The sequence below is a fragment of the Pediococcus damnosus genome (genome assembly GCF_001611155.1).
Classification (GTDB): domain Bacteria; phylum Bacillota; class Bacilli; order Lactobacillales; family Lactobacillaceae; genus Pediococcus; species Pediococcus damnosus.
This window is the reverse complement of sequence record NZ_CP012294.1, coordinates 2080890-2097326: the sequence shown is the minus strand read 5'-3', so window position 1 is coordinate 2097326 and position 16437 is coordinate 2080890. Positions and strand designations below refer to the sequence as shown.

Sequence of the window (16437 nt, the reverse complement as noted above, 5' to 3'; positions counted from 1 at the left end):
ATGTTATAATTATTAGTGAATCTAAGTGCAGCAAGTGAGTGAGCAGATAATGCTCACTCTTTTTCTTGAGAATATTTGAAATTTATTGGAGGTTTAAGTTTGGCAAGTGTCGTAGAAACCGTGCAAAAAGAAGTAGGACCCCTCATTGAATCCCACAATTTTGATTTAGTGGACATTGAGTTTGTAAAAGAAGGAAAAAGCTGGTATCTCCGCGTTTATATTGATAAGCCGGGTGGTATTACCATCGAAGATTGTGCCGAGGCTAGTGATGAAATTAGTGAAAAACTAGATAGCTTAGATCCTGATCCATTTCCAGAGGCTTATTTCTTAGAGGTTTCTTCGCCTGGTGCTGAACGGCCAATTAAAACCTCTGATGACTGGCATCGTGCAGTGGGCCAGTATATTCATATTTCTTTATATGCGCCAGTTGATGGACAAAAAGTCTTCGAAGGAACATTAGACGACTACTCAGATGCATCTTTAACATTGACGTATATGGCTAAGACTAGAAAGATTAGTAAGCAATTTGATGTGAAACAGGTTGGATTTGCGCGTTTTGCAATCAAGTTTTAAAAAGGAGAATCTAAAATGAGCAAAGAAATGGTTAGTGCCCTCAATACTCTGGAAGAGGAGAAGGGAATCAAAAAAGAAGTCGTCATTGATGCCTTAGAGGCAGCGTTAGTTTCTGCTTATAAACGTAACTACGATCAGGCTCAAAATGTGGATGTAGACTTTGATGAAAAAAAGGGCGATATCCATGTATATGCAGTTAAAGAAGTTGTTGAAGATGTTGAGGATAGTCAACAACAGGTGAGTCTAACTGATGCTTTAGCAATTAACAAAGCATACGAACTTGGAGATCATATCAAGTTTGAAGTAACCCCCAAGAATTTTGGTCGAATTGCTGCTCAAACCGCTAAACAAGTTATCTTACAGCGAGTTCGTGAAGCCGAACGTGAAATCGTTTATAATAAGTACAGTGAGTATGAAAATGAAATTGTAACCGGTGAAGTTGCAAGACGCGATAATCGATTTGTTTATGTCGATCTTAATGGTGTTGAAGCCGTTATGTCTAAGGCTGACCAAATTCCAACCGAACGTTATGAGCCACACGACCATATTAAGGTCTATGTGACAAAGGTTGAAAATAGCGGTAAAGGTGCCCAAGTGTTTGTTAGTCGAAGTACGCCAGATTTATTAAAGCGGCTATTTGAACAAGAAGTTCCTGAAATTTTTGATGGAACCGTTGAAATCGTCTCAGTAGCTCGTGAGGCTGGTGATCGTGCAAAGGTTGCCGTTCGGTCTAACGACCCTGACATTGATGCTGTTGGAACTTGTGTTGGTCCTCGTGGGCAACGTGTTCAAACCATCGTGAATGAATTAAACGGTGAGAATATGGATATCGTAGAATGGGAAGACGATGCTGCAAAATATATCTCTAACGCATTAAATCCAGCTGAAGTTGTAGATGTCTTGTTTGATGAAGAAAATGAGCGTGCTTGTATGGTAATTGTTCCAGATTATCAGTTATCCTTAGCAATTGGTAAAAGAGGACAAAATGCCCGTTTGGCAGCTAAATTAACCGGTTATAAAATTGATATTAAATCAGAAACTGATGCCAAAAACTTGGTTGAAGAATCAGATGAAGATACTACTGAAAATTCAGATTCAGAATCAGACGCTAAATAAGCGTACTTGATTGGAGGCTCAACAGTTATGAAAAAAAGAAAAATTCCGTTGCGCAAGGATATCGTGACGGGTGAAATGTTTCCGAAAAAAGAACTGGTTCGGGTTGTGAAGAACAAAGCCGATGAGGTATCCTTGGACCCGACTGGTAAAAAGCCTGGTAGAGGTGCATACATTAGCTTAGATGTAAAAATTGCCCAACGTGCCAAAACCGAAAGAACTTTTGATAAAGCATTTAAAATCAAAGTAGATGATGACTTCTATGATGAATTGATTGCTTATGTTGACCATCAACAAGCACGGAAGGAACTTTTTAAAGATGAATGAACGCGATCGTTTTTCTAATCTGCTTGGTTTGGCAAGAAGAGCTGGAAAATTGATATCTGGTGAACAACAAGTGTTACAATCAATTCGAAGCCAAAGAGCAAAAGTCGTGGTTGCCAGTACGGATTTGGGAGCTGCAACTCAAAAGAAAATTTCTGATAAGTGTACTACTTATAAAGTCCCGTTGATCTCATTTATGAATCGAATTGAGATAAGTCAATCAATTGGGCAAGCAAGAACGGTAGTTGCAATCGAAGATCAAGGATTCGCAAAAGCATTATTAAAATTAAATATTGAAGAAGGAGCGTGAAGATATGGGGAAAAAACGCATATACGAATTAGCTAAGGAAATTAATGTTTCCAGTAAGGATATCATTGCCAAGGCTAAAGAAGATGGATTTGATGTTAAAAACCACATGTCCACACTAGGTGAAGACGAGGAACGTAAAATTCGCTCTTCATTTGTGAAAAATAACAGTAAACAAACAGGAACAGCAACTAAAAAGCCAACCATGTATCGGTCTGCTAAGACTGGCAAAACAATTGTAGAACGATCCGGAAACGGTGATCATGGAACAAAGAATCATCAATCGCAAAATGCCAAACCGGGTCGTCATGAGCAGACTCAGAACCATACGCAGCCTGCAACAACTGGGACAGCAAATACGAATCATGCACAGAAACAGAGTAGCAACACGGCACATGCGCAACATAGTTCTAGTCAAAATCAAACCAGAAATAATACGCGAAATACGCAAAGTCATAATTCGCAAAACAATCGTTCTAATCAGAATAGTTCAACGAATAATAGTCGAACAACTAGCTCAACTAGATCAAATACGAGCTCAAACAAATCTACAAATTCCAATCGATCAAATACTAGTTCAAACAGAACGGTAAACTCTAATTCCAATCGTTCAAATACTAGTTCTAACAGAACAACAAACACAAACCGATCAAACACGAATTACAATAAATCGAATTCTAATTCCAATCGAACAAGCTCTAATTCCAACCGTTCAAATGGGAATAATCAAGGCTCTTCTAATTCAAGAAATAATCGTGGTTCTAGTTTTGGTGGTCGTAATCGTTTCAATAATCGGAATAGATATACAAAAAAGGTTAAGAAAAATGGCCGTTTACGTGAAGTAAACAATAAACCTGCATCAGTACGGAAGAATAAGCCATTACCAGATGTTTTTGAGTACGATGATGGTACCAATGTTGCTGAAATCGCTAAGAAGATTCATCGTGAACCAGCAGAAATTATCAAAAAATTGTTTATGCTTGGCGTCATGGTTAATCAAAACCAGTCGCTAGATAAAGATATTATTGAAATTTTGGCTGATGATTACGGGATTAAGGCGCAAAAGAAACAAGAAGTTGATGTGTCAAATATCGATAAGATGTTTGAAAAAGAGGAAAGTAACACAGATCATCTTGTAAGCCGTCCCCCAGTAGTTACAATTATGGGCCATGTTGATCACGGAAAGACAACCTTATTGGATAATCTTCGTCACAGTCATATTACCGCTGGTGAAGCAGGTGGAATTACCCAGGCAATTGGTGCTTATCAAGTAGAACATGATGGTAAATCAATTACATTCTTGGATACACCTGGACATGCCGCATTTACTGAAATGCGAGCTCGTGGTGCTGATATTACTGACATTACGGTTTTGGTAGTAGCTGCTGATGATGGGGTTATGCCACAAACAATTGAAGCTATTAATCATGCTAAAGCTGCAAAGGTTCCCATTATCGTAGCAGTTAACAAGATTGATAAACCAGGTGCAAATCCTAAACACGTTATGGAACAGTTAACAGAATATGGTTTAGTTTCTGAAGACTGGGGTGGTGATACCATCTTTGTAGAAATTTCTGCGAAGTTTGGTAAAAATATCGATGAACTTCTAGATATGATTCTTCTCCAAGCTGAAGTTATGGAATTAAAGGCTAATCCAGACCAAAATGGTGCGGGCTCTGTTATTGAAGCCAGTCTAGATCCTGGCAAGGGATCTATCGCTACAGTCCTTGTTCAAACAGGAACTTTGCGGGTTGGTGATCCGATTGTTGTTGGGAATACATTTGGTAGAATCCGAACAATGACAAATGAACTTGGCCGACGTGTCAAAGAGGCTACACCTTCTACACCAGTTGAAATTACTGGATTAAATGATGTTCCAGAAGCTGGGGATCGATTCGTTGTATTTGATGATGAGAAAACTGCTCGTGCCGTTGGTGAAGAACGTGCTAAATCTGCACTGATGGAAGAACGGCGCGCAGATAACCACGTTACTTTAGATAACTTATTTGATTCTCTTAAAGAAGGAGAAATGAAAGAAGTTAACATCATCATTAAGGCTGATGTACAAGGTTCTGTTGAGGCTCTTTCTGGTAGCTTGAAAAAGATTGATGTGAAAGGTGTTCGTGTCAATATTATTCATACCGCCGTTGGTGCAATTAACGAAAGTGATGTAGCCTTAGCTGAAGCTAGCAATGCAATTATTATTGGATTTAATGTACGTCCAACCAATCAAGCTAAGCAGCTTGCCGATTCTTCAGACGTAGATATTCGTTTACATCGTGTTATTTACAACGCCATTGATGAAGTGGAATCAGCAATGAAGGGTATGCTTGAACCAACCTACAAAGAAGAAATCACTGGTCAGGTTGAAGTTCGTCAGATTTATAAAGTTTCTCATGTTGGAACTGTTGTTGGCGGTTATGTCACAGAAGGTTATATTCAAAAGGATAGTGGCGTTCGCTTAATTCGTGATGGTGTAGTCATTTACGAAGGCAAGTTAGCAAGCTTAAAACGTTTCAAAGATGATGCTAAACAGGTTAAACAGGGATTTGAATTAGGTCTTACAATTGACGGCTACAACGATATCAAAGTTAATGATGTGGTTGAGGCCTATATCATGAAAGAAGTTCCTGTAGAATAGGAGGTTCCAAATGGCAAGACAATATCGTTCTGATCGCCTTGGTCAAGAGATAGAAAAAGAAGTTAGTGACATCCTGCGTAAGCGGGTTCGTGATCCACGGGTTCAAGGAATCACAATTACAGGTGCTAATGTTACTGGTGATCTTCAGCAGGCTACTGTTTACTACAGTATTTTGTCAGATAAAGCTTCTGACGGTGAAAAAGTTGCGTTGGGACTTGAAAAAGCAAAAGGCTTAATTCGCAGTGAACTGGGTTCGCGATTATCAATCTACAAAACGCCAGAATTAATTTTTGAACGTGATGCATCTGTTCAATATGGTAGTCGAATAGATCAATTGATCAATAAACTTAATACAAAAGAATAGTTTTCTATTTATTACGCAAAAGAATGGCCTGAAGTTTAAGGACCATTCTTTTTTTATCGTCATTTATTCAACTATGATATAATTTAACAGGAAAATTAGGAGGACATTTACATGAATGGAATTGTTCCTTTGTATAAACCACGTGGCATGACAAGTTTTGATTGTGTTGCCAAAATTCGTGGCATTTTGCATCAAAAAAAGGTTGGTCATAGTGGAACTTTGGATCCAAATGTAGATGGTGTTTTGCCAATCTGTGTAGGTAAAGCTACCAAAGTGGTGCCATACTTAATGGCTTCTGGCAAAGTTTATGAAGGAGCTGTAACCTTAGGGTTCTCCACAACTACTGAAGATGTTGATGGTGAAATTGTTGATCAACTTGCTTTAAGGCAGGCATTTTCAAACGTTGAAATTGATAGAGCTATGCAAAGCTTTGTCGGCGAAATTACACAAATTCCGCCAATGTATTCGGCCATTAAAATTAACGGAAAAAAATTATATGAATATGCACGTCAAGGGATTGAAGTAGAAAGACCAGCACGAAAAATAACCATCAAATCTTTTGAACGTTGCGGTGAGACTACTTTTAATTCACAAAATAATACACAAACCATAAACTTTAAAGTGGCGTGCAGTAAGGGGACTTATGTGCGGACCTTAGCAGTTGATTTGGGGAAAAAGCTTGAGGTTCCAGCTGTCATGTCTCGGTTAACTCGAACGGAAAGTGGTAATTTTCAGATTGAAGACACTATCACCTTTGCGCAATTAGAAGAGGCTGTTGAAAATAAGATTGTCGAGAATTTATTAGTTCCGTTAGATCACGCATTGAAAAAATATCCTCACTTTGCGTTAAATGATGATTTATGGACCAGGGTCCAAAATGGAGCGGTTTTAAAACGAAGCAACTTCAACCAGTCGCAATCAGCAGAACCGGTCCTTGTTTTAACTTACGATGATCGTGTTCAAGCATTATATCAATATGATCAAGAAAGGGCAGCATATCGCCCTTTGACCATGTTTCTAACCAAGTAGGAGGGCTCACATGAAAATCATTTATTTACATCATCCATACAATCAAAACCAAATTAAAGATAAAAATGTAGTGCTGGCTATGGGATTTTTTGGTGGTGTTCATCTGGGACATCAGGCTGTCTTAAAACAGGCACGAAAAGAGGCTGATCAACGGGATTTACCACTTGCAGCAATGACATTTGATCATCATCCTTCGGTTGTGTTTCCTAAACCAGGATTGGATGGCACAATTTATTTAAGTTCCGTAGAACGTAAGGCGGAATTAATGCAAAAATTTGGTGTCGATTTATTGTATGTGGTAAGTTTTACATCTAATCTGGCCAAACTGTCTCCCCAAGATTTTGTTGACCAATACATGGTGCAACTTCATGCCAAGGTTATTGTTGCGGGCTTTGATTATACTTACGGACCACGTGAAATTGCAGATATGGATCATCTTCCGACATACGCTAAAGATCGTTTTACGATTGTAACTGTTCCAGAATTACTGTTGGATGGTGAAAAAGTGAGTTCGACTCGAATCAGAACAGATCTAAAACAGAGTAATGTAGATCATGCTAATCTGTTCCTTGGATATACTTATCAAACTACTGGTTTAGTAGTTCATGGTGAGGCTCGTGGCCGCACACTTGGCTTTCCAACTGCCAATATTTTATCTGATCCAAAATCAAGAATTCCAGGAATTGGTATTTATGCCGTTCGGATAAAAATCGGTTCAAAATGGTGGCCAGGAATGGCCTCTATTGGAAGAAATGTTACTTTTGGAGAGCATCGGCCAATTACTATCGAAATTAACATTTTTGATTTTGATCAAGAAATTTATGGCGAAATGGTTCGAGTTGATTGGTATCATTACGTTCGTGGTGAGATAAAGTTTGATGCCGTTGAAGGATTAATTGAACAATTAAAGCTTGACGAAAAGAATATTCGCCAATATTTTGCGAATTTAACTATATAGTCAATAAAGGTCAAAGTTTATTGTTGACTTTTTGAAGAACCTTTGTTATCTTTAATAGTGTCTTAGCACTCCAATGTGCTAAGTGCTAAAAGAGGTGATGGTTTTGCTGACAGATAGAGAGTTACTGATTTTGAAAGCAATCGTTCAAATTTACACGGACGACGGACAACCGGTTGGTTCAAAGGCATTAGTTAGTAAATTACCAATCCATGTTAGTTCGGCTACAATTCGAAACGAGATGGCGACGCTAGAAGAAATGGGGTTACTTAAAAAGACCCATTCATCTTCTGGTCGAGTTCCTTCAATTAAGGGCTATCGTTATTATGTAGATCATTTGTTAAAACCTGATAAGGTTCAATCAAGTGATTTGCGAAAAATTCGTTCCTCGTTTAATCAACAGTTTCAAGAAATTGATGATATTGTTGCTGAATCTGCAGACATGCTTTCCCAATTAACTAGCTATACTGCTTTTACTGTGAAACCGGAACTGAAGGATGCTAAACTTGAAGGTTTTCGATTAGTACCACTTGGGAATCATCGAGTTATGGCGATTTTAGTTACTGATAATGGTAGCGTACAAAATCGAACATTTAAAGTACCAAAAAACGTTAATCCAGAGGCATTAGAATCCGTAATTCGAATTATTAATGATCAGTTAGTTGGATTAACTTTAGGTGAGGTGTTTAAGCGATTAGAGACAGATATTCCTATTCAGGTTGGTAAGTATATCGAGACTCCAGAAGGATTTTTAGATGTTTTTGAAGAAATTTTGAAAAAATCATCTACAGAGCATTTCTTTGTTGGTGGTCGTTTAAATCTCTTGAATTTTTCAAAACATCCAGATCCAAGCTCTATTCGATCGTTATATTCACTGATGGGACGATCAACAGATCTTGCTAGTGTATTAGGAGGATCATTAGATCACAACATCCAAGTTCAAATTGGCAATGAAATCACCAATAATTTGTTAAAAAATTATAGCCTGATTACAGCTACTTATGATGTAGATCAGCATGGTAAGGGAGTCATTGCAATTTTGGGACCGACTAGTATGCCATATTCTAGAATGATTGGATTGGTTGGTGCGTTTCGAACGGAATTAGCGCAACGATTAATAGATTATTACCACGATATTGATGATATTTGAGAGGTGTGAATGTAGTGTCTGAAAAAAAAGAAAATAAAGAAACTAAAAAAAATGAAGAAGCTGTAAATTCAACTGAGGAAGCCCCAAAAGACAAGTCAGCAAAAAAAGCTACAGTTGAATCAGAAAATAAATCAGAAAAGAATAAACCAGGGAAAAAGTTAAAAAAGCATAGTAAAACAAATCAACAAATTGAAGAATTGCAAACACAAGTTTCCGAGTTGACTGGTAAAGTTAATGCTATAACTGATCAGTATATTCGTTCAAAGGCTGAAATTGCCAACATTCAAAAACGCAACGAAAAAGAGCAAGCCGGACTAGTTAAATATGATGGTCAGCAGTTGGCTAAAGATATTCTTCCGGTTATTGACAATTTGGAACGTGCTTTGGCTATTAAGGTTTCTGATGAGAGTGGAATCCAATTGAAAAAGGGAATTCAAATGGTTTATGACCATATGAATAAAGCACTTAAAGATCATAATGTAACTGAAATTAAGGCTGAGGGACAAACCTTTGACCCTCAAATTCATCAGGCGGTCCAAACTGTTGCTGCTGAAGATGGAAAAAAAGCAGATCAGGTTGTTAGTGTTTTACAAAAAGGTTATATGTTAAAAGATCGTGTTTTACGACCAGCAATGGTTGTTGTGGCACAATAAAAAATATAAAGAAGGATAATTAAAATGGCAAGTAATAAAATTATTGGAATTGATTTAGGAACAACAAATTCTGCAGTTGCAGTCCTCGAAGGCGATAAGCCAAAGATCATTACAAATCCTGAAGGTAATCGTACAACACCTTCAGTTGTAGCTTTTAAAAATGGTGAAACCCAAGTTGGTGAAGTTGCCAAACGACAAGCAATTACAAACCCGGACACAATCGTATCTATCAAACGTCATATTGGTGAAAGTGGTTATACTGTTTCAGCAAATGGTAAGACATATACACCTCAAGAAATTTCTGCAATGATTTTGGAATATTTGAAACATTATGCAGAAGATTATCTTGGTGATACAGTTGAAAAGGCCGTTATTACTGTTCCAGCATACTTTGATGATTCTCAACGACAAGCTACTAAAGATGCTGGTAAAATTGCTGGATTACAAGTTGATCGGATTATTAATGAACCAACTGCTTCTGCTTTAGCTTATGGGCTAGATAAAAAAGATAAAGATGAAAAAGTTTTAGTTTATGATCTTGGCGGTGGTACATTTGATGTTTCTATTCTTGAATTAGGCGATGGTGTCTTCCAAGTACTTTCTACAAATGGTGATACACATCTTGGTGGTGATGACTTTGATCAAAAGATCATCGACTGGTTAGTATCTGAATTCAAAAAAGAAAATGGTGTCGATCTTTCTCAAGACAAAATGGCATTACAACGTTTAAAGGATGCTGCTGAAAAGGCTAAGAAAGACTTATCTGGTGTTAATGAAGCACAAATTAGTTTACCATTTATTTCTGCTGGTGCTAATGGCCCATTACATTTGGATAAAACTTTAACACGTGCCCAATTTGATGAAATGACATCTGACTTAGTTGCACGTACAAAGACTCCTGTAGACAATGCTTTGCGTGATGCTGGCCTTTCAAGCAGTGATCTTGACGAAGTTATTCTTAATGGTGGTTCAACACGTATTCCAGCTGTCCAAGAAGCTGTAAAGGAATGGACAGGTAAAGAGCCTAACCATTCTATTAACCCTGATGAAGCTGTTGCTATTGGTGCTGCAGTTCAAGGTGGTGTATTAACTGGTGACGTTAAGGATGTTGTTTTACTTGATGTCACACCATTGTCATTAGGAATTGAAACAATGGGTGGCGTCTTCACTAAGTTGATTGATCGTAATACAACGATTCCTACAAGTAAGTCACAAGTCTTCTCTACTGCCGCTGATAATCAACCAGCTGTTGACATTCATGTGCTCCAAGGTGAAAGACCAATGGCTGCAGATGACAAGACACTTGGGAGATTCCAATTAACAGATATTCCTACAGCACCTCGTGGTGTACCACAAATTGAAGTTAAGTTTGATATTGATAAAAACGGTATCGTTAATGTTTCCGCAACTGATAAGGGAACTGGTAAGAATCAGAAGATCACAATCAAGAGTTCTTCGGGCCTTTCAGACGAAGAAATCGATCGAATGATGAATGAAGCTAAAGAAAATGCCGATGCTGATAAGAAACGTAAAGAGGAAGTTGATCTTAAAAACGAGGTTGAACAATTAATCTTTACAACAGATAAGACACTTAAAGAGCTTGATGGTAAAGTATCCAAGGAAGAAATTAAAAAAGCTAAAGATGCTGAAGATGCTTTGAAGAAAGCACAAAAAGACAATAACATCGAAGATATGAAGACAAAGAAAGATGACTTGAATAAGATTGTTCAAGACCTTTCAGTTAAATTATATCAACAGGCTCAAGACAAGGAGAAAGCTAAGGGCGGTAAAGCCGATAGCAGTAAAGGTGATTCTGCAACATCTGGTAAAAAAGATGATAAGGGAACCGTCGATGGTGACTTTGAAGAAGTAGATCCTGACAAAGACAAAAACAAGTAATTAATTACTTGATAGTTAATAAAAAGTCAAAGTCAAAATGGACTTTGGCTTTTTATTGCATTTAGTCTGTGATATTCTATGTTTATTGATAAAAATGGAGGTTCATAATGGCAGAGAATAAAGATTACTATGAAATCCTGGGAGTATCCAAAGACGCATCTGCTGATGAAATAAAAAAAGCATATCGTAAATTGTCGAAGAAATACCATCCTGATTTAAACAAGGCCCCTGACGCGGAACAAAAGTTTAAAGACGTTAATGAAGCTTATGAAGTTTTAAGCGATGACCAAAAGCGTGCTCGTTATGATCAATATGGTTCTGCTGATGAAAATGCTGGCTTTGGCGGCGGAAGTGGCGGTGGATTTAATTCTTCCGACTTCGGTGGCTTTGGCGGTAGCAGCGGCGGCTTTGATGATATTTTCAGTCAATTCTTTGGTGGTGGTAACGGTGGTGGCCGTACACGAAGTGCTCAACCAAACCAACCACAAACTGGAGAAGATTTACAATACCAAATGGATCTTACCTTTGAGGAAGGTGTGTTTGGGAAAAAGACGACCATTAAATATAATCGAGAAGCAACCTGTGATACATGTAACGGTACGGGAGCAAAACCAGGAACTTCCCCAAAAACCTGTTCAAAGTGTCATGGTGCTGGTTACATCCAAGTTACACAAAACACACCATTGGGTCGCATGGTTTCTCAACAAGTCTGTGATGTTTGCCACGGAACTGGGAAAGAAATTAAAGAGAAGTGCCCAACTTGTCAAGGATCTGGACGTGTTAATGAGCGTCATGAGGTTAAAGTTACTGTACCCGCTGGAGTTGAAGATGGTCAGCAAATGCGGCTACAAGGACAAGGTGAAGCTGGTTCCAACCAAGGTGGATATGGTGATCTGTTTATTATCTTCCGAGTAGCCCCAAGTAAAGTCTTCAAACGAGATGGTGCAGAGATATATTTGGATCAGCCAATTACATTTGTTCAGGCAGCACTTGGTGACGAGATTAAGGTTAAAACAGTTCATGGTGATGTGAAGATGAAGGTTCCTGCTGGAACACAAACAGGGACTACCTTCCGTTTAAGAGGCAAGGGAGCACCGCGTTTACGTGGAAATGGTAACGGTGACCAACAAGTTACCGTAATTATTAAAACACCTAAGAACTTAAATCATGAGCAACGGGAAGCTATGCAATCATTTGCCAAGGCTAGTGGCGAACAAGTCTCAGGCAGTGGTAAAGGCGGTTTCTTCGATAAATTTAAATAGTAAATAGAAAACGCGGAAAAAAGTAATAAGCGATTCGAGTAATCCAATTTTCAATTGGGGCATTTGGCATCACTACTTTGGAACGTGTTTTTGTTTTTTTTAAAGATAGGAACGGTTCAGCTAACTTTAAAATCCATTAATTGAGATTGTCGTAAAACGTTGCTATAATAGGTTAAATGAAGTTTGATGAAAGTAGGAATAAAATGCCAGAATACAAAGATTTAAAAGATCGTCAGCGGCATATTAGAAATTTCTCAATTGTTGCCCATATTGATCACGGAAAATCAACTTTGGCAGATCGAATTTTGGAATTAACCGATACTGTGGCTAAACGAGATATGCAAGACCAATTGTTAGATTCAATGGATCTTGAGCGTGAACGTGGAATTACTATTAAATTAAATGCAGTAGAATTACACTACACGGCAAAAAATGGTGAAGTGTACATTTTTCATTTAATTGATACCCCCGGACATGTCGACTTTTCATATGAAGTTTCTCGAAGCCTTGCAGCTTGTGAAGGAGCTGTTTTAGTGGTGGATGCTGCTCAAGGTGTGGAGGCCCAAACCCTTGCTAATGTTTACTTAGCACTGGATGATGATCTTGAAATCGTTCCTGTAATTAATAAAATTGATCTTCCGTCCGCAGATCCTGAAAAAGTACGAAAAGAAATTGAGGATGTCATTGGATTGGATGCTTCTGACGCTGTTTTAACGAGTGCCAAAAAAGGAATTGGAATTGGTGAACTTTTAGAACAAATAGTTGCGAAAGTTCCTGCACCCACTGGAGATTTAGACGGTCCTTTAAAAGCCTTAATTTTTGACTCTAAATATGATGACTATCGTGGCGTTGTTTTGAGTGTGCGTTTGTTTGAAGGTACCGTTAAACCTGGAGACCACATTCGATTAATGAATAGTGGAACCGAATATGAAGTTACAGAAGTAGGGGTAAACTCTCCTAAACCAATCAAGCGTGATTATTTAATGTCTGGTGATGTGGGTTATTTAACGGCCAGCATCAAAGATATTAAGGATACGCGAGTTGGTGATACGGTAACTAGCAGCAAAACACCTGCGAAAGAAGCCCTCCATGGGTATCGGGAAATGAGTCCCATGGTTTATGCAGGACTCTATCCAACCGATAATGCCAAGTTCAATGAATTGCGTGAAGCTTTAGAAAAATTACAGTTGAATGATGCTGCCCTCGAGTTTGAACCTGAATCATCACAAGCATTAGGATTCGGATTTCGGTGTGGGTTCTTGGGATTACTACACATGGATGTCATTCAAGAAAGACTAGAAAGAGAGTTTAATTTAGACCTTATTACCACGGCGCCATCAGTAACGTATCACGTTGAGTTAACAGATGGTGGAGAAAAAGTTGTTGAAAATCCCTCTGACATGCCAGACGCAGCCAATATTAAGAGCGTTAAGGAACCATTCGTAAAAGCTTCCATTATGGTGCCTAACGATTATGTTGGACCTGTAATGGAACTATGTCAGCATCGTCGAGGAGTATTCGACACGATGGATTATTTAGACACATATCGGGTTAATGTGGTTTACTATTTACCATTGTCAGAAATTATTTTTGACTTTTTTGATAAACTTAAATCTAGTACCCATGGCTATGCATCTTTAGATTATGAATTGGAAGATTACCGACCAAGCGATTTAGTTAAAATTGATATTCTTTTAAACGGTAGCAAGGTGGACGCCCTTAGTTTCATTGCGCATCGTGATTTTGCCAAACAACGCGCAATTGAAATTACAGGACGTTTGAAGAAGATTATTCCAAGACAAAACTTTGAAATCCCAATTCAGGCCGCAATTGGTGCGAAGATAATTTCACGAACTAATATCAAGGCTTACCGAAAAGATGTCACGTCTAAGATTCATACGGGTGATCCAGATCGTAGAGCCAAGCTGTTAGACAAACAGAAACGTGGGAAAAAGCGAATGAAGTCAGTTGGCACAGTGGAAATTCCGCAAGAAGCCTTCATGGCTGTTTTGCAGACTGATACAGAACAAGATGACAAATAAGTAAAATTTATGTAATAGACTTTATTAGATAGTATTTATTGTATTAATTATTAGTTTGAAATAGGTAATCTCAGCAGATTAGTTTACTTTTTACTGATAATAGCTTAATATAATGATTAACGAGAAACGAGATTAAGACGCTTTGAACAATTTTTTGGAGGTGTTAGTTATTTTAAAGCGAACGAAACAGTTCATGAACTCCAATAAATATAAATATGAAAAACGTTATTTCAGACCATTAATGACTCCTGAAAATGTTTATGTGTTTAAGTTTGGAAAAGAAGAATTGAATAACCGTTTAATTATCAAATATTCGCATACTTGGACTGGGCGAATTAAGATTCACGAAATTGATTTACGGATGCACAAACAACAACATCCACGTATTTTTAAGCATGAATCTGAGTTAATTAAGTATTTGAAAAAACATGTTGATACTACAGATAAAGCATCAACTAAACGAAACAGTGTTGATTCAAAAAAGGTTACAACAAAATAATGATTTGCAACGCAGCTGACTGGTCTGAACGAAGATTCGGCGGGTGCGTTTTTTGTTTAGAAACGTAACATTGACTATCAAAAAAGTTGACGTTTTCTAAAATATAGTGTATCTTAACTTTAACAAATCCTTTAAAGATGTCCTGTGAGACCTCAAAGGTATTCTAGAATAAAGATAAACTCCATCTACTTATTCTGAACCCCTTTGAGTGTACGCATAGCTCAAAGGGGTTTTAATATTTAGGAGGGTTTTACATGGCAAAAGAAAAAGAATTCCATAATGATGATGTTGTGTTAGACATTCATGATCGACCAACTTTAGGTCACTGGATAGGTCTTTCTATTCAACATTTGTTTGCAATGTTTGGATCAACCGTGTTAGTTCCAATTCTAGTAGGTTTAAACCCTGGGATTGCATTATTTAGTTCTGGGGTTGGAACCCTGATTTACATATTAATTACCAAAGGGAAAATTCCTGCATACATGGGATCAAGTTTTTCTTTTATCGTGCCAATGGTTGCTCTTATGAAAACAACCGGATATCCCGGAATCGCTCAAGGAACGGTTGCGGTAGGTTTAGTTTACTTAACGGTTGCTTTAATTGTAACGTTTGTGGGATCTGATTGGATAAACAAAATTTTGCCGCCCATTGTGGTTGGACCAATTGTTATGGTCATCGGTCTATCGTTAGCAGGAACGGCCGCAACAGATGCTACAATGCGGACTTTAGCTTCAGGTAAAACAACGTATGACTGGAGATACTTCGCAGTCGCTTTGATAACCTTATTAGTTACAATCGGATTCAACATGTACTTAAAAGGATTTGTGAGTTTAATTCCAATTCTGTTAGGAATCGTTGTCGGATATCTGGTGGCAACATTAATGGGAATAGTTGATTTTAGTGGCGTCCTGGCTGCACCTTGGTTCTCACTGCCTAAATTTCAGATTCCCTTTGTCACATATCATTTCCATTTTTACTGGGGTGCGATTCTAAGTTTAGCGCCGATTGCATTTGTGACCATGACAGAACACACGGGTCACATCATGGTGTTAAACAAGTTGACCAAACGAAATTTCTTTGTTGATCCTGGTTTAAACCATACTTTGGCCGGTGACGGAACTGCTTCAATTATTGCTGGACTTGTTGGTGGGCCTCCAGTAACGAGTTACGGTGAAAATATTGGTGTTCTGGCCATTACTAAAGTACACAGTGTATATGTCTTAGCTGGAGCCGGGATGTTTGCGATTATCTTTAGTTTTATCGGTAAATTAAGCGCGTTAATTCAAAGCATTCCTTCACCAGTGATCGGTGGAATCAGTTTCTTATTATTCGGGACAATTGCTTCTAACGGATTACGGGTACTAATTGATGAAAAAATCGATTTTAATATCAAACGAAATTTGATGATTGCATCTTCAATTTTGGTTATTGGAATTGGAAATGCCTACTTACAAATTGGCCAGTATCAATTCTCTGGTTTGGCGGTCGCAACTGTGCTAGGTATTGCCCTAAACTTGGTTCTTCCGCAAAAGGCAGCTAGTGAGCGTGAATTTGAAGAAAACAGGTCAAAAAAGAAAAATCGGATTTAAAAATACTAACTAACCAAATAGAATTATTCATATAAAC

General features: G+C 38.0%; 15 protein-coding genes. All 15 read left to right on the top strand.

All coding sequences use genetic code 11. From position 1 onward, the window contains the following. Nucleotides 1–99: 99 nt before the first annotated feature. The 15 genes from rimP (at nucleotide 100) to ADU73_RS09780 (ending at nucleotide 16400) form a co-directional block, all read left to right on the top strand. The gene (gene rimP, locus ADU73_RS09850) at nucleotides 100–573 is read left to right on the top strand and encodes a ribosome maturation factor RimP (protein ID WP_046871973.1); all 474 of its coding nucleotides are present in this window, start codon (nucleotides 100–102) and stop codon (nucleotides 571–573) included. Between the two features lie 15 nt (nucleotides 574–588). Then, nucleotides 589–1689, top strand: coding sequence for a transcription termination factor NusA (gene nusA, locus ADU73_RS09845; RefSeq protein WP_056986176.1), 1101 nt, complete (start codon nucleotides 589–591; stop codon nucleotides 1687–1689). Nucleotides 1690–1716: 27 nt separating this feature from the next. After that, nucleotides 1717–2013: an RNase P modulator RnpM gene (gene rnpM / locus ADU73_RS09840; RefSeq protein ID WP_046871975.1), complete on the top strand. Its 297-nt coding sequence runs from the start codon at nucleotides 1717–1719 to the stop codon at nucleotides 2011–2013. Then, a complete protein-coding gene (locus ADU73_RS09835) occupies nucleotides 2006–2320 on the top strand; it encodes a L7Ae/L30e/S12e/Gadd45 family ribosomal protein (RefSeq protein WP_046871976.1) in 315 nt (104 codons plus the stop codon). The genes rnpM and ADU73_RS09835 overlap by 8 nt, the downstream gene beginning before the upstream one ends. 4 nt (nucleotides 2321–2324) lie before the next feature. Then, the gene (infB, locus tag ADU73_RS09830) at nucleotides 2325–4958 is read left to right on the top strand and encodes a translation initiation factor IF-2 (protein WP_056986175.1); all 2634 of its coding nucleotides are present in this window, start codon (nucleotides 2325–2327) and stop codon (nucleotides 4956–4958) included. Between the two features lie 10 nt (nucleotides 4959–4968). Further along, nucleotides 4969–5322 carry a 30S ribosome-binding factor RbfA gene (rbfA, locus tag ADU73_RS09825; RefSeq protein ID WP_046871978.1) on the top strand — a complete coding sequence of 118 codons (354 nt, stop codon included), beginning with the start codon at nucleotides 4969–4971 and terminating at the stop codon, nucleotides 5320–5322. A gap of 111 nt (nucleotides 5323–5433) precedes the next feature. Then, entirely contained in the window at nucleotides 5434–6351 is a 918-nt protein-coding gene (truB, locus tag ADU73_RS09820) for a tRNA pseudouridine(55) synthase TruB (RefSeq protein WP_062913438.1), read from the top strand. Nucleotides 6352–6361: 10 nt separating this feature from the next. After that, nucleotides 6362–7309 (top strand): riboflavin biosynthesis protein RibF, encoded by a 948-nt coding sequence (ribF, locus tag ADU73_RS09815; RefSeq protein WP_046871980.1) that lies wholly within the window; start codon nucleotides 6362–6364, stop codon nucleotides 7307–7309. Between the two features lie 97 nt (nucleotides 7310–7406). Then, a complete protein-coding gene (hrcA, locus tag ADU73_RS09810; protein ID WP_046871981.1) occupies nucleotides 7407–8456 on the top strand; it encodes a heat-inducible transcriptional repressor HrcA in 1050 nt (349 codons plus the stop codon). 14 nt (nucleotides 8457–8470) lie between these two features. After that, complete coding sequence (grpE, locus tag ADU73_RS09805; protein ID WP_046871982.1) at nucleotides 8471–9109, top strand: nucleotide exchange factor GrpE; 639 nt, start codon at nucleotides 8471–8473, stop codon at nucleotides 9107–9109. A gap of 24 nt (nucleotides 9110–9133) precedes the next feature. After that, nucleotides 9134–11008: a molecular chaperone DnaK gene (gene dnaK, locus ADU73_RS09800; protein ID WP_056986174.1), complete on the top strand. Its 1875-nt coding sequence runs from the start codon at nucleotides 9134–9136 to the stop codon at nucleotides 11006–11008. 107 nt (nucleotides 11009–11115) lie between these two features. Next, nucleotides 11116–12270 (top strand): molecular chaperone DnaJ, encoded by a 1155-nt coding sequence (gene dnaJ, locus ADU73_RS09795; protein WP_046871984.1) that lies wholly within the window; start codon nucleotides 11116–11118, stop codon nucleotides 12268–12270. A 203-nt stretch (nucleotides 12271–12473) separates the two neighbouring features. Beyond that, complete coding sequence (lepA, locus tag ADU73_RS09790; protein WP_046871985.1) at nucleotides 12474–14312, top strand: translation elongation factor 4; 1839 nt, start codon at nucleotides 12474–12476, stop codon at nucleotides 14310–14312. Nucleotides 14313–14505: 193 nt separating this feature from the next. After that, complete coding sequence (locus tag ADU73_RS09785; RefSeq protein WP_063510341.1) at nucleotides 14506–14811, top strand: hypothetical protein; 306 nt, start codon at nucleotides 14506–14508, stop codon at nucleotides 14809–14811. A gap of 254 nt (nucleotides 14812–15065) precedes the next feature. After that, entirely contained in the window at nucleotides 15066–16400 is a 1335-nt protein-coding gene (locus ADU73_RS09780) for a uracil-xanthine permease family protein (protein ID WP_056986620.1), read from the top strand. The last annotated feature ends 37 nt before the right edge of the window (nucleotides 16401–16437 follow it).

What these genes read in the sequence shown, in the direction of transcription:
- nusA (WP_056986176.1), top strand. Translation starts at nt 589, where the DNA reads ATGAGCAAAGAAATGGTTAGTGCCCTCAATACTCTGGAAGAGGAGAAG.
- rnpM (WP_046871975.1), top strand. Translation starts at nt 1,717, where the DNA reads ATGAAAAAAAGAAAAATTCCGTTGCGCAAGGATATCGTGACGGGTGAA.
- ADU73_RS09835 (WP_046871976.1), top strand. Translation starts at nt 2,006, where the DNA reads ATGAATGAACGCGATCGTTTTTCTAATCTGCTTGGTTTGGCAAGAAGA.
- infB (WP_056986175.1), top strand. Translation starts at nt 2,325, where the DNA reads ATGGGGAAAAAACGCATATACGAATTAGCTAAGGAAATTAATGTTTCC.
- rbfA (WP_046871978.1), top strand. Translation starts at nt 4,969, where the DNA reads ATGGCAAGACAATATCGTTCTGATCGCCTTGGTCAAGAGATAGAAAAA.
- truB (WP_062913438.1), top strand. Translation starts at nt 5,434, where the DNA reads ATGAATGGAATTGTTCCTTTGTATAAACCACGTGGCATGACAAGTTTT.
- ribF (WP_046871980.1), top strand. Translation starts at nt 6,362, where the DNA reads ATGAAAATCATTTATTTACATCATCCATACAATCAAAACCAAATTAAA.
- hrcA (WP_046871981.1), top strand. Translation starts at nt 7,407, where the DNA reads ATGGTTTTGCTGACAGATAGAGAGTTACTGATTTTGAAAGCAATCGTT.
- dnaK (WP_056986174.1), top strand. Translation starts at nt 9,134, where the DNA reads ATGGCAAGTAATAAAATTATTGGAATTGATTTAGGAACAACAAATTCT.
- dnaJ (WP_046871984.1), top strand. Translation starts at nt 11,116, where the DNA reads ATGGCAGAGAATAAAGATTACTATGAAATCCTGGGAGTATCCAAAGAC.
- lepA (WP_046871985.1), top strand. Translation starts at nt 12,474, where the DNA reads ATGCCAGAATACAAAGATTTAAAAGATCGTCAGCGGCATATTAGAAAT.
- ADU73_RS09785 (WP_063510341.1), top strand. Translation starts at nt 14,506, where the DNA reads ATGAACTCCAATAAATATAAATATGAAAAACGTTATTTCAGACCATTA.
- ADU73_RS09780 (WP_056986620.1), top strand. Translation starts at nt 15,066, where the DNA reads ATGGCAAAAGAAAAAGAATTCCATAATGATGATGTTGTGTTAGACATT.